Source organism: Tardiphaga sp., assembly GCF_044336785.1.
In the GTDB taxonomy this organism is placed as follows: domain Bacteria; phylum Pseudomonadota; class Alphaproteobacteria; order Rhizobiales; family Xanthobacteraceae; genus Tardiphaga.
Genome location: NZ_JBIIOT010000002.1, coordinates 15,311 through 36,608 on the forward strand (window position 1 = coordinate 15,311; position 21,298 = coordinate 36,608).

Genomic DNA, 21,298 nt, shown 5'->3' on the forward strand with positions numbered 1-21,298 from the left:
CGATTCATGAGCATGAATTTTGAATCACTGAACGCCGGCGACACCATCGATGGGCCGAGCTTTGCAGTTTCGCGCGAGTCGATCCGCCTGTTCTGCGACGGCTCGCTCGATTACAATCCGCTGCATCTCGACGACGACTATATGAAGAACGCGTTCGGCAAGACCAATTTCGGCGGCATCATCATGCATGGCATGAATAATTTTGGGCTCATCACCCGCATGCTGACCGACTGGGCCTATCCGGCCGGTGCGATTCATCGGCGGCTGGAGACGCGCTGGGTCAAGCCGGTGAAGCCCGGCGATACGATCAGGCCCGAGGGCATCATCAAGGCCAAGCAGGTGACGCACAAATCACGCTGGGTGCTGATCGATGTGCTGGTCAAGAACCAGATTGGTGAGAAGGTCGCCACCGGCGAGGCCATGGTGGAGTTTCCGACCGCATCCTGATTGTTCTATACTCCGATCGATTTGAAGTGACAGCCTTGCACCATGACGTGCGGCTAGCGTTATGCGTCATTCAATAGTGAATCGATGTTGGAGGACGAATTGACATTGCTCACCAGACGCGCGCTGGCGGTGATGGCCTTTGCCTGCATCGGTGTTTCGGTTGCCCAGGCACAGACCATTCCCGGCAATCAGGTGAAGATCGTCGTGCCGTTCCCGGCCGGCGGCACCACCGACATCCTTGCGCGCTTCGTTGCGCAATATCTCGGCGACAAGCTCGGCGTGACGGCGATCGTCGAGAACCGTCCGGGCGCATCGGGCACCATCGGCTCCGACATGGTGGCGAAGTCGCCGCCGGATGGCAGCGTGGTGCTGATCACGGCCACGCATCACGTGATCAATCCCAGCCTGCGCAAGAGCCTGCCATACGACACGCAAAAGGATTTCTCGCCGATCGCCGTGGTGGCAACGGCGCCGAATGCATTATGTGTGGCGAAGGATTTCCCGGCGAAGACGGTGGCCGAACTGATCGCGATGGCGAAGGCGCAGCCGGGCACATTGTCGTTCGGCTCCTCCGGCATCGGTGGCGCCAATCATCTGTCCGGCGAATTGTTCGAACAGATGGCCGGCGTCAATATCGAGCACATTCCCTATAAGGGCGCAGCTCCCGCGATGAACGATCTGATTGGCGGCCATATCCCGATCATGTTCGATACGCTGCCAACGGTGCTCCCCGCAGCCCAGGCCGGCAATATCCGCGTGCTCGCGGTCACGAGCCTGCAGCGCGCGGCGTCGCTGCCCGATGTGCCGACCCTCGACGAGGCCGGCGTGAAGGGGTTTGAGGCGACCTCGTGGTTCGGCATGTATATGCCGCAAGCGAACGGCAACCCGATCTACAGCAAACTGGTCGTGGCGATGCAGGAGATCCTGGCGGCGCCGTCCACCCGCGAGAAGTTCGCCACGCAGGGCGTTGAGCCCGGCAAGCGAACAGGGCGCGAATTTGCCGCCTTCGTGGATTCGGAGATCACCAAATGGAGCGCGGTGGTGAAGGCCGCAAACGTGCCGCAAGAATGACGCTGTGTTGCCGCACCGAATTTGGCGCGTGACGCGATAAATGGCTGCAAATGTCCCCCGTAGGGCCGTGATTTTGCCCGTTCCGATTGACAGTGGGATCGGTGGTGGCTAGAAACCGCGGGTCCCGGGCGGCTCGGCTGCCAGCGGGTTAAAGCCCATTTTCGCTGATTTTGGAGCCTGCAACGCGCGGCTTTTGAAGTCACGATCGCAAGTACTCAGGATTGACCGATGAAAGTCCGTAACTCGTTGAAGTCGCTGCGCGCTCGCCACCGCGACAACCGCCTGGTCCGCCGCAAGGGCCGCGTTTACGTGATCAACAAGACCCAGCGCCGCTTCAAGGCTCGCCAGGGCTAAGTTGTTGCTCGGCTGGCATTTTGCTGGCTGACGTCACGATATCACAGGTCTTTGACGCGCTGCCGCTTTGCAGCGCGTTTTTTCGTGTCTAGACTTCTTGAATGGCATCGCGAGTCCGGACCACAGGCTTTGGCGTTCTGCTCACCACCCTTTTGGTGGCAGGACCGGTGTTCGCGCAGGTCAAGGATCCCAAGTCGGTCCAGCCCAGCACGCCAAAGGCCATCCCCCAAGCCCCTGAAAAGCTTCCGAAAATCGGTGCGGACAAAGTCCGCGGGCTGGATTTCCTGTTCGGCGCGCTGAAGGCCGCGCCGGATGAAGCCAGCGCCAAACATGTGGAAGGTCGAATCTGGGCGCAGTGGTCGCAAACCCAAAGCGACACCGCGGCTTTGCTGATGACCCGCGCGAAAACAGCGCTGGATGCCAAGCAGATCGACGTTTCGGTGAAATTGCTCAGCGCTGTCATCAAGTTAAAGCCCGACTACATCGAGGGCTGGAACCGGCGTGCGACATTGTATTACCTGCAAAACGACTACACCCGCGCGCTTGAGGACATCGAGCAGGTGCTGGCGCGCGAGCCCCGGCATTTCGGGGCGCTGGCCGGTCTCGGCATGATCATGCAGGAATTCGGCGATGATAAGCGGGCCTTAGAGGCCTATCGCAAGGCCCTCGCCGTCAATCCGCATCTCGAAAAGGTACCGGATTTAGTTAAATCGCTGACCGAAAAGGTCGAAGGCCGCGACATCTGACGCGTCCCGCCCAGCGCAGCTCTGCCGTGCTTTAGCAGTTTTTCGCACCATTCGGCGCCAGGAACCAAACTTCCGACACATGACATGGGCGAAAAGGGCGCTTTCCAGGATTCTGTGAAGGGGCCCGTTTTGGCGAAGAAGTCTTTCCCGCTTTTCGCATTGCTATGTCTTTTGCTGGCTGCGCCTTTCAGCGCGCCTGCGCTGGCGCAGAAGGCCGATGCGCCGGCGGCTGCCGCAGCACCGACACTGACGCCCGAGCAGGCCAAGGCGGCGCTGGAGACGCTGCAAAACGATGTCAAGCGCAAGGAGATGATCGACACGCTGCAGGCGATCGCGCAGGCGAAGCCCGCAGAGCCCGAGAAGAAGCCTGCGATCCCGCTCGATGCCGACAGTCTTGGCGCGCAGCTGCTGGTGACGATTGCGGACCAGCTTGGTGACATCTCGCGTGAAATCTCGTCCGCGGTGCAATCGGTCACTCGCTTTCCGGCGCTTTGGTACTGGCTGCAAAGCGCGGCCAACGATCCCGACACCTATCATCTGCTGTTCGACATCGCCTGGAAGCTGGTTGTCGTGTTCGGTGGCGCGCTTGCGGCCGAGTGGCTCGTGGTCTGGCTGCTGCGCAGGCCACAGGCGGCGCTCGAGGCGCGCATTCCGTTTATCGCGCGCGCTCCTTCGGCATTGATCGAACGCTCCGATCCGCCGTCATCGACGGCGGATGTCACCGAGGTGCCAGACCTCAACACGCGCCGGCGCAGCCTGACTCGCGCCTGGCAATCGCTGCTGCGGCTGCCGTATGTGATCGGCCGATTGTTGCTCGAATTGTTCCCGATCTTCGTCTTCACCGGCACCGTCTCGTTGCTGCTCGGCACGCAGATCGGTGACGCCGGCACCACGCGTCTCGCGATCCTCGCGATCGTGAACTCTTACATCGTGGCACGCGCCATCGTCTGCGGCATGCGCGCCTTGTTTGGCCCGCTCGCTTTGTTCCGGGTGAAGGAAGAGACGGCGGCCTATCTCGAAATCTGGACGCGCCGCATTGTCGGTGTCGGCGCCACCGGCATCGCCATTGCCAATGTTGCACTGATGATGGGCCTGTATCGCTCCGCCCATCTCGCGCTGATCAAGCTGGTGATGCTGGTCGTGCATATGTTCGTGGTCGTGATCATCCTGCAGTGTCGCAAGCCGGTGGCCGATGCGCTGCGTGGGCCCGTCGGCGCGACCGGTTTCCTGAATGGCATGCGCAACCGTTTTGCGAGCCTCTGGCATGTATTCGGCATCGTCATCGTGATGGCAGCCTGGGGCATCTGGGCGCTCAACATCCGCAACGGCTATGCACTGCTGCTGCAATATATTGTTGGCACCGTGATCGTCGTGCTGATCACGCGCCTGGTCTCGATGATGGCGCTCAGCCTGATCGACCGCGGCTTCCGTATCAAGCCGGAAGTCCTGAAGCGCTTTCCTGGACTGGAGACACGCGCCAATCGCTATCTGCCGCTGCTGCGCAAGGTGGTCGCTGCCACCATCGCCGTGATCGGCTTTGTCGCTTTGCTGGAAGTCTGGGGCGTCAACGCCATCGTCTGGTTCTATGGGGGACAGATCGGCAGCCGAATGGTCTCTGCCGTCGTCACTGTCGCGATTGCGGCGATCGCTGCAGCCGTGGTGTGGGAAGGCACAAATGCAGTGATGGAGCGTCAGCTCACGTCGCTCACGCGTGATGGCCACTACGCACGTGCGGCGCGGTTGCGCACGTTCCAGCCGATGCTCCGCACCACTTTGCTCGGCGTGATCATTGCGGTGATCGCGCTCACTGTGCTCAGCGAAATCGGCGTCAATGTCGCGCCGCTGCTGGCCGGCGCCGGCATTCTCGGCGTCGCCATCGGCTTCGGCTCGCAAAAGCTGGTGCAGGATGTCATTACCGGCCTGTTCCTGCTGCTGGAAAGCACGGTGCAGGTGGGCGACACGGTCGCCGTGTCGGGACTGAGTGGCGTGGTCGAGAACCTGTCGATCCGCACCATTCGCCTGCGCGCCGGTGACGGCTCGGTGCATATCATTCCGTTCAGCGCAGTGACGACCATTACCAATTCAAGCCGCGGCGCCGGTAATGCGGCAGTCGCCGTCAGCGTCGGTTTCAAGGAAGACACCGATCGCGTCGGCGAGATCCTCAAGGAGATCGCGGTCGAGATGCGCAAGGAAGATGCGTTCCGTCCGCTGATGCGCGGCGATCTCGAATTGTGGGGCGTCGACAAGGTCGATGGGTCGATGGCGACGCTCGCGGGTCAGATCCGTTGCACGGATACCGGCCGATGGGCCGTCCAGCGCGAATTCAATCGCCGCATGAAGATGCGTCTGCAGGAGGAAGGAATCGAGATCGCCTCGCCGGGCAGTCAGACGGTGATCATGCAATTGCCGCCGCCGGAGAAGGAAGAGGCTGCGGGCGAGGGTGAGGCGGTCGATTCGAAACAGGAAAAGCGCCGCGCGTGATGCGCGGCGATCCTGAACAATCGTAGGGCGGATGAGGCAAAGCCGTCATCCGCCGCGGAGTTTCAACCATAAAACCGGCCGGCGGATGACGCTGCGCTTATCCGCCCTACGGACTGGATCGCCCGGTCGAGCCGGGCGATGACAGTAAGGGTATAATTAAAGCTACTTAATGCACGGCGCCCGTACCGGGACGGATCGCGCCACCGCGAACAGACGCCGCGTAGAGTTGCTGCAATTCCGTCTCGAGCTGTTCGTTGACAAGCAACAGAGCCTTCACGGCGCCGCGCAGATCTCCGTTACAGGTCGACACGATTTCGTCGATATCGGTTTCGATCAGATCGGGCGCCATTTTCATTCTCCACCTTCGATCATTTGCGATCATGGCGGACATTCCGCATCGCGATCGTGGCAATAACCTGCCCAATTGCGTCCTGTTCCTGTGGATAGCGTGGACAGCTTCTGCTGACTTTGTGTCGCAGGGAATGTGGCGAAGGCCCGCGCAAGCCCCATATCCACACTGATATCCCCGCTTTCTTCCGCTTCCGGGTCATTTCGGTGAGAAAAATCGTGCTCATTCTGCTCGCGCTGCTTGTCGTGCCGATCGGCGTATCGGCCGCAAAATATTTTGCGGGCGATCGTTCGGTGAATTGGCAAAGCGCGGATCGCTCCAGCGCGGGCTTGTTGCCGCCGGCTGCAGAACATCCAGATGCACTGGTGCGTGTCTTCGCTGCCCGCACGGTACGTTGGCGCGGTATTCTCGCTGTCCATAGCTGGGTCGTATTCAAGGAGAAGGGCGCAACGCGCTACACGCGCTATGATTATACCGCCTGGGGCGATCCGATTCGTCTCAACGGCTTTGCTGCCGATGGCCGCTGGTTCGGTGACGAACCGATGGCAATCGCGGCGGCGGAAGGCGCGTCCGCGGAGGCGATGATCCCAAAGATCAAGGCGGCAATTGCCAGCTATTCCTGGCGCGCCGATGGCGATTACCGCGCCTGGCCGGGGCCCAATTCCAATACATTCGTGACGGCCATTCTGGCCGCCGTACCGGAACTGCAGGTGACGCTACCGCCCACTGCGATCGGCAAGGATTTTCCTTACGCAGGCAATGCGTTTGGCTGGACGCCTTCGGGCACCGGGGTGCGCGCGACGCTTGGCGGCTATCTCGGCCTGACGGTCGGCTGGATCGAGGGCGTGGAGTTGAACGTGCTCGGCGCCGTACTTGGTCTCGACATCAGGCGTCCTGCTATCAAGCTGCCGGGCCTGGGCCGACTTGGAATGGACGCGTGACAGGATGGGATACGAAACCTGTCCGGCGCCCATGCGTAGCTGATGCGTGCACAAAATCTCTCGGACATTTTCGATGATCGCCGTCGCGCTGGTTGCCACGCTTGCCGTGTTGGCGCTGGCCACGCGGGTGGGCGTGTTCTTTCTTGAGAGGCAGTATCCGCCGACTGGCCAGTTCTTCGATGTGACGGGTGCGCGCCTGCATGTCCTCGATCTCGGCCCGCGCGATGCGAAGGGGCCGCCGATCGTGCTGGTGCATGGCGCCAGCTCCAATCTCGGCACCATGCGCGTGCCGCTCGGCGACATGCTGGCGAACAGGCATCGCGTCATTTTGATTGATCGCCCCGGCCATGGCTGGAGCACGCGCAGCGAGAAACTGTCGCCGGCACTTCAGGCCAAGATGATCGATGATGTGCTCGGTCAGTTGAAGATCGAGCGGGCGATCATCGTCGTGCATTCGCTGGCCGGTGTGCTCGGCCTGCGCATGGCACTCGATTATCCGCAGCGCGTGGCAGGTCTCGTATCGCTCGCCGGCGTGGCCTATTCCTGGCCAGGTGGTGTCGGCACCTACAATGCTGTGGTGACGACGCCAGTGATCGGGCCGTTGCTGGCCTATACGATCACATTGCCGCTCGGCCTGTTGCTGGCCGAACCCGGCACGCGCGGCGTGTTCGCGCCGCAAGCCATGCCGCATGATTACATGGCCAAAAGCGCGGTACCGCTGTTGCTGCGGCCGCGCGAATTTCTGGCCAATGCCTGGGATCTGGTGACACTAAAGGCCGCAGTGACCGAGCAGTCGCCACGCTATGGCGAATTGCAGATGCCGGTGGTCGCCATCACCGGCGATGCGGACACCACCGTCTCACCCGAGATTCATTCAAGACGGCTCATTGAGACCGTCTCGAAAGGCAAACTAATTCTCCTGCCGGGCGTTGGTCATATGGTGCAGAATGCGGTGCCGGATCTGGTGGTCGGCGAGATCGAGAAATTGATCTCCGCTGACACAAATCCGACGGCTGCGTCGCGCTAGGATCATATCTGATCGATTTCACAACCAGATGAGGACACGAGCATGACCACGACATTCGGATCGGCCAAATGGCAGGGCGGAATCAAGGACGGCAAGGGATCGATCTCGACCAAGAGCGGTGCGCTCGCGGACTATCCCTACGGCTTCGCCAGCCGCTTCGAGGGCAAGCCCGGCTCCAATCCGGAAGAACTGATCGGCGCCGCACACGCCGCGTGCTTCACCATGGCGCTGTCGCTGATTCTCGGCGAAGCCGGGCTGAAGGCTGATGCGATGGAGACGAAGGCGGATGTCACGCTGGAGAAGCAGGGCGAAGGCTTTGCGATCACCAAAGTGCATTTGACGCTGTCAGCCAAGGTGCCGGGAGCGGATCAGGCGAAGTTCGACGAGCTCACTGCCAAGGCAAAGGCGGGATGTCCGGTGTCGAAGGTGCTGAACGCCGAGATCACGCTGGACGCAAAGCTGGAAGGCTGAGGTGTCTAACCTCTCCCCGTTCTTTACGGGGAGAGGTCGACCCGGCACAGCCGGGGCGGGTGAGGGCGGGGCACCAGGCCAGCACCTTGCTCTGAACTATCGATACGAAGAATTTTGTCGGACGGTGTTTGGATCTCTGAGAGATCCGATGGCGCATGCTTGCGGCACGCGCGTGCCATGCCCCTCACCCGCCGCTAAGAAGCGGCGACCTCTCCCCGCAAAGAGCGGGGAGAGGTTAGAAAAAACTACTCGCCCGTATCGCTCGATCCCACATACGCAATGCGCAGCATGTTGGTCGCGCCCGGCGTGCCCAGCGGCACGCCCGCCACGACGATCACGCGCTGGCCGGCCTTGGCGAATCCATCGCGAAACGCGATGCGTCCTGCGCGGTCCACCATGTCATCCTGATCCTTCGCATCCTCGGCCACGACGCAATGCACGCCCCACGCGACGGAGAGCTTGCGGCCGCCGGCGAGGTTTGGCGTGATGGCGACGATCGGCGGCTTGGGGCGTTCGCGGGCGACGCGCATGGCGGTCGAGCCCGAACTGGTCCAGCAGATGATCGCCGACAATTCCAGCGTCTCTGCAATCTGCCGCGCAGCATCAGCGATGGCGTCGCCGACGGTGGCTTCGGGGCCGGGGCGCTGCGCCGTGAGCACGCTGCGATAGGTCGGATCGCGTTCGACCTCTTCGCCGATGCGGTTCATGGTCGCGACCGCTTCCACCGGGAATTTTCCGGCGGCGGATTCCGCCGAGAGCATCACGGCATCCGCGCCTTCATAAATGGCGGTGGCGACGTCGGAGACTTCGGCGCGGGTCGGCACCGGGCTCTGGATCATCGATTCCAGCATCTGGGTGGCGACGACCACCGGCTTGCCGGCGCGGCGTGCCATGCGCGTCATGCGCTTCTGCAGGCTCGGCACGCGCTCCAGCGGCAATTCCACGCCGAGATCGCCGCGGGCGACCATCAGCGCGTCAGAGGCTTCGAGAATGGAGTCGAGGCGCTCGATCGCCTGCGGCTTCTCGATCTTCGACATGATGGCGGCGCGGCCGCGCACCAAACGCTTGGCTTCGTGCACGTCCTCGGCGCGCTGCACGAAGGAGAGCGCGACCCAGTCGATGCCGGTTTCCAGCGCTGCTTCGAGATCGCTGCGATCCTTCGGCGTCATGGCCGAGACAGGGAGGTCAGTATCCGGGAGGCTGACGCCCTTGCGGTCCGAGATGCGACCGCCGACGACGACGCGGGTCACAGCGCGATCGGAGGAGGTCTCCTCGGCGATCAGCTTGAGCTTACCGTCATCGATGAGCAGCGCGTGGCCGGGGCGGAGCGCTGCGAGGATTTCCGGATGCGGCAGGTGCACGCGGGTGCCGTCGCCCGGCTCGGGATTGGAATCGAGCGTAAAGGCTTCACCGTTCTTGAGCTGAACACCGCCATCGGCGAAGGCGCCGACACGCAGCTTTGGACCCTGGAGATCGACGAGAATGCCGATCGGGCGGCCATAGCTGCTCTCGACATTGCGGATGGTTTTCACGAGCTCGCGCATCTTGTCATGCGGCGTGTGGCTCATATTGATGCGGAACACGTCGGCGCCGGCCTCGAACAGCTTGCGGATCATCGCGCTGTCGGAGGAGGCGGGGCCGAGCGTGGCCAGAATCTTGATTCGGCGTTGTCGTCTCATGTCGCAGCTCGTCTTATTGCTTGGCCGGCGGAGCGGGAGCCGGCCCGGCGGGGGCATTGCCCGGATTGTTCGGCAAAGCAGGGAAACCTGCACCCGGTGCCCCCGGAGGCGGTCCTCCAGGACCGGGGCCCGGCAGGCCCGGCAACTTCGGCGGTTGTTCGTTGGTCTCGGTCAGTTGCACCGTCCAGGCCCGCTGTTCACCGGTATCGACTTCGAAGAAGCCTGTCCGGTCAAAACCGCGCGCCAGGCAGTTTTCGGTGCCCTTGATGGTGAATTCCTTATCGCGCGAGCACATGAAGGCCTGACCCGACCATTCACCGCCACGGTCATAGTCAATGGCATAGATATAATAGTACCGGGCCACCAGAGTTCCACGCAGCAGGGTCTCGCAGGCCCGCGACGAGACGTTCCACCAGCCTTCGGTGGTCCAGCCGTCGGCGTCCTTGTAGCCGAGCGCGATGCCGACCCGGCTCGACGTGTTGTTGCAAAGCCGGAAATCCGCCGCCGCAGGTGTCGCCCACATGCAGGCGAGCATAACCGCCAGAACTGGCAGCAGGCTGGCCCAGCGGATGCAAGTGGAGTGGTGGGGATTCGTGATGATCATTCGCCGTCGATATATATCAGTTCCTTGACGGTTTCGCGTGGCATGACTGGCCTGTCAATGTCAGGAACCGAAAGCGGCGGGATTGCGCAGTTTGCACTGCGTTATGGCGAAATCTGGTAAAGAACCCATCTTACGAGCTTACCGGATGAATGGATGCAGTCATGGCGATCGACGACAAGACACAAACCGAACTGGAGGCCGCAGCGTTCCGCCGCCTGGTGGCGCATCTGCAGGGCCGCACCGACGTCCAGAACATCGACCTGATGAATCTCGCCGGCTTCTGCCGCAACTGCTTGTCGAACTGGCTGAAGGATGCCGCGGACGAGCGGGGCATCGGGCTAAGCAAGGATGAGAGCCGCGCAGCGGTCTATGGCATGCCTTACGAGGCCTGGAAGCAGCTGCATCAGGGCGAGGCCAAGCCGGACCAGCTTGCGGCCTTTGAGAAAGCGAAGCCGGCGCATTGAGGTGGCCTGCAACCACGGCGCGCCATCAAAGCTGTGGGGGCGCTGTGGATGACATTTCTCGCGGCTTGACCCTGCCGGGCATCGCCGCGAGTGTCGAAATAGAGACAAGTTTTTAAGAGACTGGTGCCCATAACCGGCGCCTCTCGCCCACGACATCACATCCCATCAGTTCAGGAGTTTCCGATGGCCACCAATGCTGCGTCCGTGCTGGACGATCAGGCAACGCATTCTTTCGCCAAAGACCAGCTCAAGGCCATCGTCGAGCGTATCGAGCGTCTTGAGGAAGAGAAGAAGACCATCTCGGACGACATCAAGGATGTCTATGGCGAAGCCAAGGGCAATGGCTACGACGTGAAGGCGCTGCGCACCATCATCCGCATGCGCAAGCAGGACGCGAATGAGCGCGCCGAGCAGGAGACGATTCTCGAGACCTATCTGCAGGCGCTCGGGATGCTGTGAGGCTTGAGCCTCGTTCGCTGACTGTCATCCCCGCGAAAGCGGGGATCCAGTAGACACTGACTTTCCGATTTCATTACCGCCGTCGCCGGTTACCGGATCACCCGCTTTCGCGGGTGATGACAGACGGTACGTGTTGGCAGAGGCGGTGACTAGCGCAGCGATGCTGTCCGCATCGCGAAGCTCGTGGTCACCAGCTTCGCGGTCGCCGAGCCGGTGAACTGATCGCTCACCAGGCCCGCCTGCGGATCATCCGAGAAGCTCATCGCCACCACCGTCTGTGGCTTGGCGAAATGGGCGCGCAGCACGGTGAGATCGCCGTCGCCGATCGATGAGACCGACATCGTCGTCGTCACGCTCGGTGCGATGATCATCGCGCGGGTCCAGATGTGATTTTCTGGAATGTAGGCTGCCGTGAGACGCGTTGAAATCGCCACCGGGCCGGACTGGCCAAGGCTCTTGCCGATCACAGTCGTGACTTCGTTCACGACCATCGAATTCCTGTTCGGCACATTCGGGCGGATGCTGCGCGGGATCGGCGCGCTGGCGGCGACCACATGCGAGCGATCGACCGGCGAGCTGCGCGGCGGCGCATAAGCCAGCGCCTTGGCGAAGGTGGATTCGTTGACACCCTGTTCCTGCTCGGCAATGCGATCGAGCGCCTGACGGGCGGTGAGGGCGGCAACCTGTTGCGGCGTCGCCTGCTTCGGCTCGGGGATGTCATCCCAGAACCCGCGAGCATTGATGATGTCGCTCGGCGTCTGCGGGCGGCCGTCATTTTTCGGCGCAGCAGTGGCCGGGATCGGCATCTTCGGACGCGGCAGCGGGATGGTCTCGGTGTCAGCCGAGGCGAGCTGCACATTGGCCGCCGGCGGCTTGGCGCGCGGCATCGGCACCGGATCGGCCGCAGGCGCAGGCGCAGGCGCAGCGACGACGGTGGCGGCAGGCGTCGGCTTGCTCGGCGCGATCGCCGGTGCTGCTGTCTCGTCCTCATCTTCGGACGAGGACTTCCGGCCGAACAGCGAAGCGAGCAGGTTGCCCGGCTTGCTGCTGGCGAGGCTCACGCTGTCGCCGGAGCCGCGCTTCTGGATCTCGGCGGCCGCGAGCTGATAGCCCGGCATGGTGCCGCCGCTGGCTGGGAGATGCACCGTGCGGCCATTCGGGAAAACGCGCTCGAGCTGCGCATAGGTCATGCGCGGCCAGTGGCGCACGCTGCCGGTGTCGAGATGTACGAAAGGCGAGCCGGAGGTCGGATAGAAGCCGACGCCGCCGCGCTGCAGGCGCAGGCCGGCGATGCGGACTTTCTCGAGAGCCACGCCTGGAATGAAGAAGTCCATCGCGTGGCCGAGCATGTGCTGGCTGTGGCGCGCCACGCCGGATGAGCGACGGCGCAGCATGGCGTTGGTGGCCGGCGAACGATAGGCGGAAATAATCTGGATCGGCTGCGTGCCGTCGACGTCGCGATAGACTTCCCAGACGATGTCGAACAGGCGTCGATCCATCGTGGTCGAGTCCTGGTTGCGCCAGTCGCGCAGGAAGTGATTGAGCTTCTTCAGGCCGTCTTCGTCATAGCGCCCGTTGCGCTTGAAGGTGACGGTGACGCTTTCGCGCGAATGGGTGTGGTAGAATGAGAGGGTGCGTGTTTCACCATTCGCCGTCGCATTATGGACGGAGCTCGCGCTGGCCATCAGCACCAGCGAAGCCAGACCGGCGTTCAAGCCGGCGCGCGAAGGGCGCCATGTTACTCTGCGTGCGAAGCCAAGCGGCACGTCAAACCCACCCAAGTTACTCAAACTCTCTCGTTACCCCGTGTGACGAAAGAGGGTGAATCGAGTCTTAAAACGGGAGGGTTAATCGACATTTACACCAATCCCCCCAAAGTCGGCATTTCTGCCACTGTCAAGATTAACCCGCTGACTATGGCGAAAACTAGCCCTTTGCCGCCTTGCAGGTGGACGATGGTTAATGTTGCAACCGGGCAGAAGCTAAAAAGGGCTCCGTCCGAAGACGAAGCCCTTGATCTATTTGCGTTTTAAAACGGTTAGCGATTAACGGGTCACGGTCCGGCGATTCTGACCCTGTGCCATTGGCTGTGGCGCCGGATTGCCGCCGCCGAACAGGCGCTCAAAGAAGTTCGGCTCGCTGCTGCGCGAGGAGGCGCCCTCGAAATTCACGCCCTGCGGGATGTTGGCCTTCGGGCGCGCATAGCTCGGCTGGGCGCGGGCGACGACCTGCTCCAGATCCTTGCCCTTGGCGTTCTTCAGGATCGCCAGCATCTGCGAATCGCGGCCGTAGACGTCCCGGCGTGTCTGCAGCTTGCCGGCGTCGTCCACAAAGGCGGTCTGGTAGGTGATGTTGACCGGAATCGGCGTCGGGAATTTCAGGTCGATCTCGCTGCGTCCGTACATGCCGCGCACCTTCTCAGGTGAGTAGCGCTCGTTCGGCATGGTGATGTTGAGCAGCGTCGCCGCGTATTGGTCCGGGTTCTGCACGCGCATGCAGCCATGGCTGAAGGCGCGCTCCTCGCGCGAGAACAAATTCTTGTCCGGTGTGTCATGCTGATAGACGAGGAACTTGTTCGGGAAGTTGAAACGGATGCGGCCGAGCGCATTGGCTTCACCGGGCGGCTGCGAGACGTGGATGCTGCCATCCGCGTTGCGCGACAGCTTCAGGCCCATGCGGTCGAGCACGGTCGGGTCCTGCTGCAAAGCCGGCAGGTATTCGTTGTAGATGATCGAGGGCGGCACATTCCAGGTCGGGTTGACCGTGATGTATTTCATCGTCTCGGTCATCAGCGGGGTGGCGTGCTTGCCGACCTTGCCGACGACGACGCGGGTGGTCCAGACCTGACCGCCGTTCTGCATCACCTTCAGCGTATAGTCGGGAATGTTCAGCATCACATAGGCGTTGCCGAGCGAGGAGGCGCCGAGTTGGCGCGGCAGCCAGCGCCAGCGCTCCAGGTTGACCAGCAGCGTATCGATCTGCCGATCGCGCTTCGGTGCATTGATGGCGCGCACGGTGGCATCGTCGAGGATGCCGGTGACCTTCACGCCATTGCCCGACTGGAATTTGCGAACGGCTTCGGCGACGTCGGCATCGTATTTGGTGTCATTGGCGTTGGCGACATGAAGACGCGCGCGCACCAGCGGCACGCGGTCATCAGCCATCACTTCGGGGCTCGGATTCTTCTTCGTCGCCTTGACGAATTTCAGCGCCGGACCTTCGGCGATCGGCTGCACCGGCATTTCGCTTTCGCCGCGCAGTTCTGCCAGCTTCGCCTTCAGCTTCTTGTAGCCGTCATGGGGCGGATTGTAGCTGGCAAGCGCAGCGGAGGCGTCCTTGGCCGCCGAAATATTGGCGAGCACCTGGGCCGGATCGGTCGGGTGTTCGGGATACATGATGTCGCCATCGAGCTGCGACCAATGCATGCGGCCGCTTTGCGCCTGACGGGCATAATCGAGCATGCTAGCGGTGAGCTTCAGCTCGGCTTCCGCAAGCGCATCCGGCGTGCTGGCGACGGTAAAGTCCGGCACCGGATAGTCGGCAGTGTCGAGGCCTTCGCTGCCAGCGTCCTTGAGGCGCGCAATCACGCCCTTGGCGGCGGAGCTGGCGATACCGCCCTGGGTCCAGAGCGGCGCGTAATCGCGGCCGGCATAGAATTTCTCGACGGCCGCGCGCTCGCCCTTGCGATCGAACTGGCGCAGCGTCTTGTTGCCAAGCAGGTCACGCAGTTTATCGGCGACGGGCTGATCGGCAGTGGCGATCATGGAAGCCGGCTTGGCGATGTCCCTAGCGACATCCTTCGGTGGCTCGGCTGCGGGGGCAACTGGCGCGACGGCGGTTGCGGCCGGTGCCGCAGCAGGCGCTGGCGCGGCCGGAGCAGTCGCAGCCTCGGCGGGCTTGGTCTCTTCGGCAGGCTTCGGTGTCTCTGCGACCTTCGGCACTTCAGTCGATGTGGCACCGACGGTCTTTTCCGATGCCTTGCTCGCATCGGGGACTGATGCGGTCGTGTCGGTGGTGGTCTCGGCCTTGACGTCGCTCGCGGTGAGCGGCGGGACATTGACAGGCTCGGGGCGCGGCACGGCCGCATCGATGGCGAGTTCGGAGACGCTGTCGCGCGGCGATGCTGTCTGCTGTGCCGCAGCGGCGCCGGCGGAGACCGTCAGGAATGTCGCAGCCACGGCCAGCAGCACGCGGTCGAATCCAGAACGGCTCTTGTTGAGGTCTCGCATTCTCGCTCCTCTCCAGTGAAGCTGCTCCAGTCGTTTGGAACAGTTCTCATCTCATCATCAAAGCTTCGGCTGAAGCACGCGTATGTCGCGATTCAATACGCAGACGATACATCGACCCGCCCCAGGTTCCAGCACCCGGCGAGTTTGTTTCAATACAAACTGACCCCAACCCACATGGTTTGCAACGCCGCAGCCCTAGCCAAGCGCTGCTTTTGACTTCGTGTGTCACCACACCGCAACGGTTCAAGTTCCCCTGCCGCAACAAGGACATGTTCGGTGCGCGCGGGACAATAAATTAAGGCGGCCCCGCGGCAGGCCGTAGCCACGTTGTGCGCTCATGGTGAGGAGGCGCGAAGCGCCGTCTCGAACCATGAGCTGGCTTGGCTCCGAGCTCGTGGCCATCCTTCGAGACGACGCGCGTTGCGCGGCTCCTCAGGATGAGGGGGAGAGCGCTGATCAGCTAAGTTTCGTCCGCTGATGCTGCGCTCTTCTCCGAAGCCTCATCGAGCTTCCGATACAGCGTCGAGCGCCCGATTTTGAGGCGGCGCGCCACTTCCGACATCTGGCCACGGTAATGCGAGATGGCGAAGCGGATAATTTCCGATTCCAGCTCGTCCAGCGGCCGGACCTCATGGTCCGATGAAAGCATGCTCAGGCTACCGGCAGCGGCCAACAGCGGCGCTGCGTCCGGGACCATGGTCGGTGCGCTGGCGTGATAGACGGGCTCGACGATCAACGGGGCGGCCGCGTGGGATTGTATCGAAGCCGACGATGTGGCTTGCGGAAAATCGGCGAGGCCGAGCTGGTCGCCCTCGCTCATGACCACAGCGCGGTACACGGCGTTTTCGAGCTGCCGAATGTTGCCCGGCCAGTCCAACTGGGTGAGCACCGACATGGCCTCGCCCGAAATGCTGGTAATCGGCCGGTTCTCCTCGGCGCAGAACCGCGCCAGGAAGTGACGCAGCAGATGCGGGATATCCTCGCGGCGCGCGCGCAGCGGCGGCACTGTCAGCGGCAGCACATGCAGGCGGTAGAAAAGATCCTCGCGGAAATGGCCAGCTTTGACGAGATCGAGCAGCTGCCGGTTGGTGGCCGAGATGATGCGGACATCGACCTTGACCGGACGACGCCCGCCGACGGCTTCGACGGAGCCTTCCTGCAGCGCGCGCAGCAGTTTGACCTGGGCGCTCAGCGGCAGTTCACCGACTTCATCAAGGAAGAGAGTGCCGCCCGAGGCCTCAACGAACTTGCCGGCATGGCGCTCGGTGGCGCCGGTGAAGGCGCCCTTCTCATGGCCGAACAGGATGGACTCGACAAGATTGTCGGGGATGGCGCCGCAATTGACGGCGACGAAAGGCTTGCTGCTGCGCTCGCCGGAGCCATGGATGGCGCGGGCGATGACTTCCTTGCCGACGCCGGATTCGCCTTCGATCAGGACGGGGATCGATGAGGTGGCGGCCTTGCGCGCGGAACGGAGGACGTTCTCCATCGCGGCGCTGCGGGTGACGATGTCGGCGAACGTCAGCTTGCCTTCGCGGGCATGGCGGATGCGCTGCAATTCGCCTTTCAGCGCGCTGGTGTTGAGGGCGTTGCGCAGGCTCACCTGCAAGCGCTCGGCGCTGACCGGCTTGACGACGAAATCATGGGCGCCGGCGCGCATGGCCGAGACCACATTGTCGATGCCGCCATGGGCGGTCTGGACGATGACGGGAATGGTGAGGCCGGCATCGCGGATGCGCTCGAGCACGCCCATGCCATCGAGGCCGGGCATCACGAGATCAAGCAGCAGGGCATCGATGGCCGGAGCATCCGGATCGATCAGGCGCGTTACGGCATCTTCGCCGCTCTCGACCACGATGGCCTCGTAGCCGCAGCGCTGAACCATGTTCTCGACAAGGCGGCGCTGAACCGCATCGTCATCGGCAATCAGAATTCGTTCGGCCATGAGTGCTCCGGACGGGCCCCCCCAAGAATGGAGTGTCCCGAATTGAGCCAAAATGGCGGGCAGAGTTTAATGCTTTGATAATATCCGCAGGGCGGACACGGCAAACCGTGCCCGCCCCCGGGGACTTAGCTCTTTTGCAGATAGGCCGTTGCGTGCGGCCAGACTTCGAGGCCGCCGCGATAGATCATGTCGCCGGCCACATAGAGGATGATGGCGAGGCCGACATAGGCGATCCAGCGGTGCTTCTGCAGCAGTTTGGCGATGAAGCTGGCAGCCAGACCCATCAGCGCGATCGACAGCACCAGGCCGAAGATCAGGATGGTCGGGTGCTCGCGGGCGGCGCCGGCCACGGCCAGCACGTTGTCGAGCGACATCGAGACGTCGGCGAGGGTGATCTGCCAGATCGCCTGGCCCATCGTCTTGCGCGGGGCGCTGTCGTCGGCATTCATCTTCTCGATTTCGTCGAGATCGTGCTCATGGCCGGCGCGCAGCTCGCTCCACATCTTCCAGCAGACCCACAACAGCAGGAGGCCGCCGGCGAGCAGAAGACCGATGATCTGCAGCAACTGGACGGTGATGCTGGCAAAGCCGATACGGAGCAAAGTGGCGGCAATGATGCCGACCAGGATCGCCTTGGCGCGCTGCTCCTTGGGAAGGCCGGCGGCGGCGAGGCCGATGACGATGGCGTTGTCACCGGCGAGAACCAGGTCGATCATGATGACCTGGAGCAATGCGGATAGGGCTTCGGGCGTGAATAGTTCCGACATACGGGCCTCTCTGTGTATGAACGTCCAGTCCGACATCACAGCTTGTGGGAGCTGCCAGAGGGGCCCGGTCCAGGACGTCTAAAATGCGGGGACATTCCCGCGGGTTGATCCAGTTGTTAGTCAGGTTGATCCGACAGCGTGACCAAGCGGACCATCTGGTCCGGATCGATCACGATCGAAATGCCGACGCCAATGAAGGTCAGGACGCCGGCGACATCGAGCCAGGCAGCGCGGCGTTTGCGATTGCGCGGAATCAGCGCGCCACCAGCGATCGATGCTGCAAGTGCGAATAGCAAAGTTGCGACAATCGGCGCCAGAGCATCGAGCGAGACAAAAGCGCGCAAGGCCAGCCCGGCGGCCAGGGTCAGGAGCAGAGTTGCGGCAAACAGCTCCTTGACCCCACCCGGGGTGGCGGGCGCATCATTGCGATCCGTGAAGCTGCGATCGGTAAACGCCATGACCGTCTCACTGCGCCTGCAACGTTTTCGTGCGCCTCCAAAGCTGCTACGAAAAGTCGTCAGTTCGGGCAATTCATCTTGAGTAGTTTCGTAAACATGAAACTTGAAAAAGATCAAGACGTTTCAGGCGGCGCGGTCGTGAGCAAAGCCGCGTCACAAACGCGTGCACTGCGGAAAGAAGCGGGCAATTGGCTGAAGTCACGGCGGACCGAGGCGGGGCTGTCGCAGGTCGATCTCGCGGCACGACTGGGTCTCAAATACTACACGTTCATTTCGCAGGTTGAGAACGGCTTCAGCCGGGTGCCGACCGAGACCATGGAAGCCTGGGCGCTCGCCCTGAAGCTCGACCCTGCAGATTTCGCAAAACATTTGCTGGTCTATTACGAGCCGGAATTGCATCGGCTGCTGTTCGGAGCATCCAAATGAACATCGTCGCATTTCGGAAGCCGCAAACGGGCGCCTGGAGCGAGACGGAGCTTTGCACCCTTGGCGAAAGCCTGAATATGGGCCGGCGCGGGGAGGGCTGGGACACCGGTCTGACCGAGTCCGGCGATGCGCAGTTCTATCTGCTCGGGCGCGACGGAGCCTGCACTCTGTGCGTGTCGCGGATCGGCGGGCTCTACGTGCTGGAGGACGGCAAGGGCGTGCTGCTTTTCGAGCATCGCAGCCTGCCATTGGTGGCGATGCATGCCCGCGGCGCGTTGCGGACAACCCGCTGGCCGCTTGTCGCACGGATTGTCATGGTGTGGTGTACGATTCGTCATATGATGAATGACCGGGTCGAGCCGCTCCTGCTTGAGGGTGAAGAGTTGCTTGTCCATGTCGCCCCGCAGCTGGCCGCCTATGTGTGACCGCCGCTGCATCTAGCCGAAAGTTTTCATGCCGAAATCCGTTCCTGCCAAAGCTGCTCGTAAGTCCGCTGCCAAGAAGACCGCTGTTATGAAGAAGCCGACTCGCAAGGTCGCGCCGAAGGCTGCGGCCAAGTCGCCGGCCGGCAAGCTGCCCGAGTGGAATTTGGCCGATCTCTATACGTCGATCACCGCGCCGGAGATCGCGCGCGATCTCGACAAGATCGATGCGGACTGCGCGGCGTTCGAGGCGGCCTATAAGGGCAAGCTGGCGGAAGAGACGGCGAAGCCGAATGGCGGTGTCTGGCTCGCTAAAGCTGTGCGCAGCTATGAAGCGATCGATGACCTCGCCGGACGTCTCGGCTCCTATGCCGGCCTCATCCATGCCGGCAATACCGTCGATCCCGCGATCTCGAAATTCTACGGCGACGTCTCCGAGCGCATCACGGCTGCTTCGGTGCATCTCCTGTTCTTTGCGCTCGAACTGAACCGTATCGACGACGCGGTGATCGAGCGCGCGATGCAGGCGCCGGAGCTCGGCCACTACCGTCCTTGGATAGAGGACAGCCGCAAGGACAAGCCTTACCAGCTCGAAGACCGTGTCGAGCAGCTCTTCCATGAAAAGTCGCAGACTGGCTACGGCGCTTTCAATCGCCTGTTCGACCAGACCATTGCGGGCTTGCGCTTCAAGGTCGGGGGCAAGGAGCTGGCTATCGAGCCAACGCTGACACTGCTGCAGGACCGCGATGGCGCGAAGCGCAAAGCCGCGGGCCAGGCGCTGGCGAATACCTTCAAGGCCAATGAGCGCACCTTTGCCCTGATCACCAACACCCTGTCCAAGGACAAGGAAATCTCCGACCGCTGGCGCGGCTTTCAGGATGTCGCGGATAGTCGCCATCTGAATAACCGCGTGGAGCGTGAGGTCGTCGATGCGCTGGTGGCTTCGGTGCAGGCAGCCTATCCAAAGCTGTCGCATCGCTATTACCAGCTGAAGGCAAAATGGTTCGGCAAGAAGAAGCTGCCCCATTGGGACCGCAACGCGCCGCTGCCCTTTGCACCGACCGGTACAATCCCGTGGTCCGATGCGCAGGACATGGTGCTGACGGCTTACGGCGCGTTCTCGCCGGAAATGGCGGGGATCGCAAAGCGCTTCTTCACCGATCGCTGGATCGATGCGCCGGTACGGCCCGGCAAGGCACCGGGCGCCTTCTCGCATCCGACCACGCCCTCGGCGCATCCCTATGTGCTGATGAACTATCAGGGCAAGCCGCGTGACGTGATGACGCTGGCCCATGAACTCGGCCATGGCGTGCATCAGGTGCTGGCCGCGAAGAACGGCGCGCTGATGGCGCCGACGCCGCTGACCTTGGCCGAGACGGCCAGTGTGTTCGGCGAGATGCTGACCTTCAAGCGCCTGCTGGCCCAGACCAGGAGCGCCAAGCAGCGTCAGGCGCTGCTTGCCGGCAAGGTCGAGGACATGATCAACACGGTGGTGCGGCAGATCGCGTTCTACTCATTCGAGCGCGCCGTCCACACCGAGCGCCGTAATGGCGAGCTTACCGCCGAGCGGATCGGCCAGCTCTGGTTGAGCGTGCAGACGGAAAGCCTCGGCCCGGCGATCGAGATCAAGCCAGGCTATGAAAACTTCTGGATGTATATCCCGCATTTCATCCATTCGCCGTTCTACGTCTACGCCTATGCCTTCGGCGACTGCCTCGTGAACTCGCTCTATGCGGTCTACGAGAATGCGCAGGAAGGCTTTGCCGAACGCTATCTCGCGATGCTCGCAGCCGGCGGGACGAAGCACTATTCCGAACTACTTGCGCCGTTTGGCCTCGACGCGAAGGACCCGACCTTCTGGGACGGCGGCCTGTCGGTCATCGCAGGGATGATCGATGAGCTCGAAGCTATGGGATAAGGCAGCCTGCAATTTCATTGGGCAAGTGCCGGCTGGTGGG

21 protein-coding genes are annotated in these 21,298 nt (G+C 62.4%); 13 read left to right on the forward strand and 8 right to left on the reverse strand.

Annotation, left to right across the window (positions count from 1 at the left end; genetic code table 11):
• Positions 1-6: 6 nt before the first annotated feature.
• The 5 genes from ACIQ2A_RS01015 (at position 7) to ACIQ2A_RS01035 (ending at position 5,099) form a co-directional block, all read left to right on the forward strand.
• On the forward strand, positions 7-447 hold the full coding sequence (locus ACIQ2A_RS01015; RefSeq protein ID WP_398474812.1) for a MaoC family dehydratase: 441 nt from the start codon (positions 7-9) through the stop codon (positions 445-447).
• A gap of 132 nt (positions 448-579) precedes the next feature.
• Positions 580-1,518 (forward strand): tripartite tricarboxylate transporter substrate binding protein, encoded by a 939-nt coding sequence (locus ACIQ2A_RS01020; RefSeq protein WP_398474987.1) that lies wholly within the window; start codon positions 580-582, stop codon positions 1,516-1,518.
• A gap of 228 nt (positions 1,519-1,746) precedes the next feature.
• On the forward strand, positions 1,747-1,872 hold the full coding sequence (gene ykgO / locus ACIQ2A_RS01025; protein WP_011509735.1) for a type B 50S ribosomal protein L36: 126 nt from the start codon (positions 1,747-1,749) through the stop codon (positions 1,870-1,872).
• 101 nt (positions 1,873-1,973) lie between these two features.
• The gene (locus tag ACIQ2A_RS01030; RefSeq protein ID WP_398474814.1) at positions 1,974-2,618 is read left to right on the forward strand and encodes a tetratricopeptide repeat protein; all 645 of its coding nucleotides are present in this window, start codon (positions 1,974-1,976) and stop codon (positions 2,616-2,618) included.
• Between the two features lie 84 nt (positions 2,619-2,702).
• Positions 2,703-5,099 carry a mechanosensitive ion channel domain-containing protein gene (locus tag ACIQ2A_RS01035; RefSeq protein WP_398474816.1) on the forward strand — a complete coding sequence of 799 codons (2,397 nt, stop codon included), beginning with the start codon at positions 2,703-2,705 and terminating at the stop codon, positions 5,097-5,099.
• 166 nt (positions 5,100-5,265) lie between these two features.
• Here the strand turns inward: ACIQ2A_RS01035 and ACIQ2A_RS01040 are convergent, their stop codons facing one another.
• Complete coding sequence (locus ACIQ2A_RS01040) at positions 5,266-5,448, reverse strand: hypothetical protein (RefSeq protein WP_398472507.1); 183 nt, start codon at positions 5,446-5,448, stop codon at positions 5,266-5,268.
• A 218-nt stretch (positions 5,449-5,666) separates the two neighbouring features.
• Between ACIQ2A_RS01040 and ACIQ2A_RS01045 the strand changes: the two genes are divergently transcribed.
• The 3 genes from ACIQ2A_RS01045 (at position 5,667) to ACIQ2A_RS01055 (ending at position 7,887) form a co-directional block, all read left to right on the forward strand.
• Positions 5,667-6,389: a DUF3750 domain-containing protein gene (locus tag ACIQ2A_RS01045; protein WP_398474819.1), complete on the forward strand. Its 723-nt coding sequence runs from the start codon at positions 5,667-5,669 to the stop codon at positions 6,387-6,389.
• Between the two features lie 73 nt (positions 6,390-6,462).
• Positions 6,463-7,416: an alpha/beta fold hydrolase gene (locus ACIQ2A_RS01050; RefSeq protein ID WP_398474821.1), complete on the forward strand. Its 954-nt coding sequence runs from the start codon at positions 6,463-6,465 to the stop codon at positions 7,414-7,416.
• 42 nt (positions 7,417-7,458) lie between these two features.
• Positions 7,459-7,887 (forward strand): OsmC family protein, encoded by a 429-nt coding sequence (locus tag ACIQ2A_RS01055; RefSeq protein ID WP_398474823.1) that lies wholly within the window; start codon positions 7,459-7,461, stop codon positions 7,885-7,887.
• Positions 7,888-8,132: 245 nt separating this feature from the next.
• Here the strand turns inward: ACIQ2A_RS01055 and pyk are convergent, their stop codons facing one another.
• Positions 8,133-9,566, reverse strand: coding sequence for a pyruvate kinase (gene pyk, locus ACIQ2A_RS01060; RefSeq protein ID WP_398474825.1), 1,434 nt, complete (start codon positions 9,564-9,566; stop codon positions 8,133-8,135).
• Positions 9,567-9,579: 13 nt separating this feature from the next.
• Positions 9,580-10,170, reverse strand: coding sequence for a DUF1036 domain-containing protein (locus ACIQ2A_RS01065; RefSeq protein ID WP_398474827.1), 591 nt, complete (start codon positions 10,168-10,170; stop codon positions 9,580-9,582).
• 161 nt (positions 10,171-10,331) lie between these two features.
• Here ACIQ2A_RS01065 and ACIQ2A_RS01070 point away from each other — a divergent pair, with 161 nt between their 5' ends.
• Both ACIQ2A_RS01070 and ACIQ2A_RS01075 read left to right on the forward strand, forming a co-directional pair.
• Positions 10,332-10,634: a DUF1244 domain-containing protein gene (locus ACIQ2A_RS01070; RefSeq protein WP_398474829.1), complete on the forward strand. Its 303-nt coding sequence runs from the start codon at positions 10,332-10,334 to the stop codon at positions 10,632-10,634.
• 183 nt (positions 10,635-10,817) lie between these two features.
• A complete protein-coding gene (locus ACIQ2A_RS01075; protein WP_211910252.1) occupies positions 10,818-11,093 on the forward strand; it encodes a DUF2312 domain-containing protein in 276 nt (91 codons plus the stop codon).
• Positions 11,094-11,242: 149 nt separating this feature from the next.
• On the opposite strand, the gene ACIQ2A_RS01080 is transcribed toward ACIQ2A_RS01075, so the two are convergent.
• From ACIQ2A_RS01080 to ACIQ2A_RS01100, 5 genes are all read right to left on the reverse strand, one after another.
• Positions 11,243-12,778 (reverse strand): DUF882 domain-containing protein, encoded by a 1,536-nt coding sequence (locus ACIQ2A_RS01080; RefSeq protein ID WP_398474989.1) that lies wholly within the window; start codon positions 12,776-12,778, stop codon positions 11,243-11,245.
• Positions 12,779-13,138: 360 nt separating this feature from the next.
• A complete protein-coding gene (locus tag ACIQ2A_RS01085) occupies positions 13,139-15,322 on the reverse strand; it encodes a murein L,D-transpeptidase (protein WP_398474831.1) in 2,184 nt (727 codons plus the stop codon).
• 460 nt (positions 15,323-15,782) lie between these two features.
• On the reverse strand, positions 15,783-17,267 hold the full coding sequence (locus ACIQ2A_RS01090; protein WP_398474833.1) for a sigma-54-dependent transcriptional regulator: 1,485 nt from the start codon (positions 17,265-17,267) through the stop codon (positions 15,783-15,785).
• Positions 17,268-17,392: 125 nt separating this feature from the next.
• The gene (locus ACIQ2A_RS01095) at positions 17,393-18,034 is read right to left on the reverse strand and encodes a TerC family protein (RefSeq protein WP_398474835.1); all 642 of its coding nucleotides are present in this window, start codon (positions 18,032-18,034) and stop codon (positions 17,393-17,395) included.
• Positions 18,035-18,150: 116 nt separating this feature from the next.
• Positions 18,151-18,609: a hypothetical protein gene (locus ACIQ2A_RS01100; RefSeq protein ID WP_398474837.1), complete on the reverse strand. Its 459-nt coding sequence runs from the start codon at positions 18,607-18,609 to the stop codon at positions 18,151-18,153.
• Between the two features lie 21 nt (positions 18,610-18,630).
• Here ACIQ2A_RS01100 and ACIQ2A_RS01105 point away from each other — a divergent pair, with 21 nt between their 5' ends.
• Genes ACIQ2A_RS01105 through ACIQ2A_RS01115 form a run of 3 tightly spaced genes read left to right on the forward strand, consistent with a single transcriptional unit; the run spans position 18,631 to position 21,258 of the window.
• Positions 18,631-18,918: a helix-turn-helix domain-containing protein gene (locus ACIQ2A_RS01105; protein WP_398474839.1), complete on the forward strand. Its 288-nt coding sequence runs from the start codon at positions 18,631-18,633 to the stop codon at positions 18,916-18,918.
• Positions 18,915-19,343 (forward strand): hypothetical protein, encoded by a 429-nt coding sequence (locus tag ACIQ2A_RS01110; RefSeq protein ID WP_398474841.1) that lies wholly within the window; start codon positions 18,915-18,917, stop codon positions 19,341-19,343. Before ACIQ2A_RS01105 ends, ACIQ2A_RS01110 begins: the two co-directional genes overlap by 4 nt.
• Before the next feature lie 28 nt (positions 19,344-19,371).
• Entirely contained in the window at positions 19,372-21,258 is a 1,887-nt protein-coding gene (locus ACIQ2A_RS01115) for a M3 family oligoendopeptidase (RefSeq protein WP_398474843.1), read from the forward strand.
• Positions 21,259-21,298: the final 40 nt, after the last annotated feature.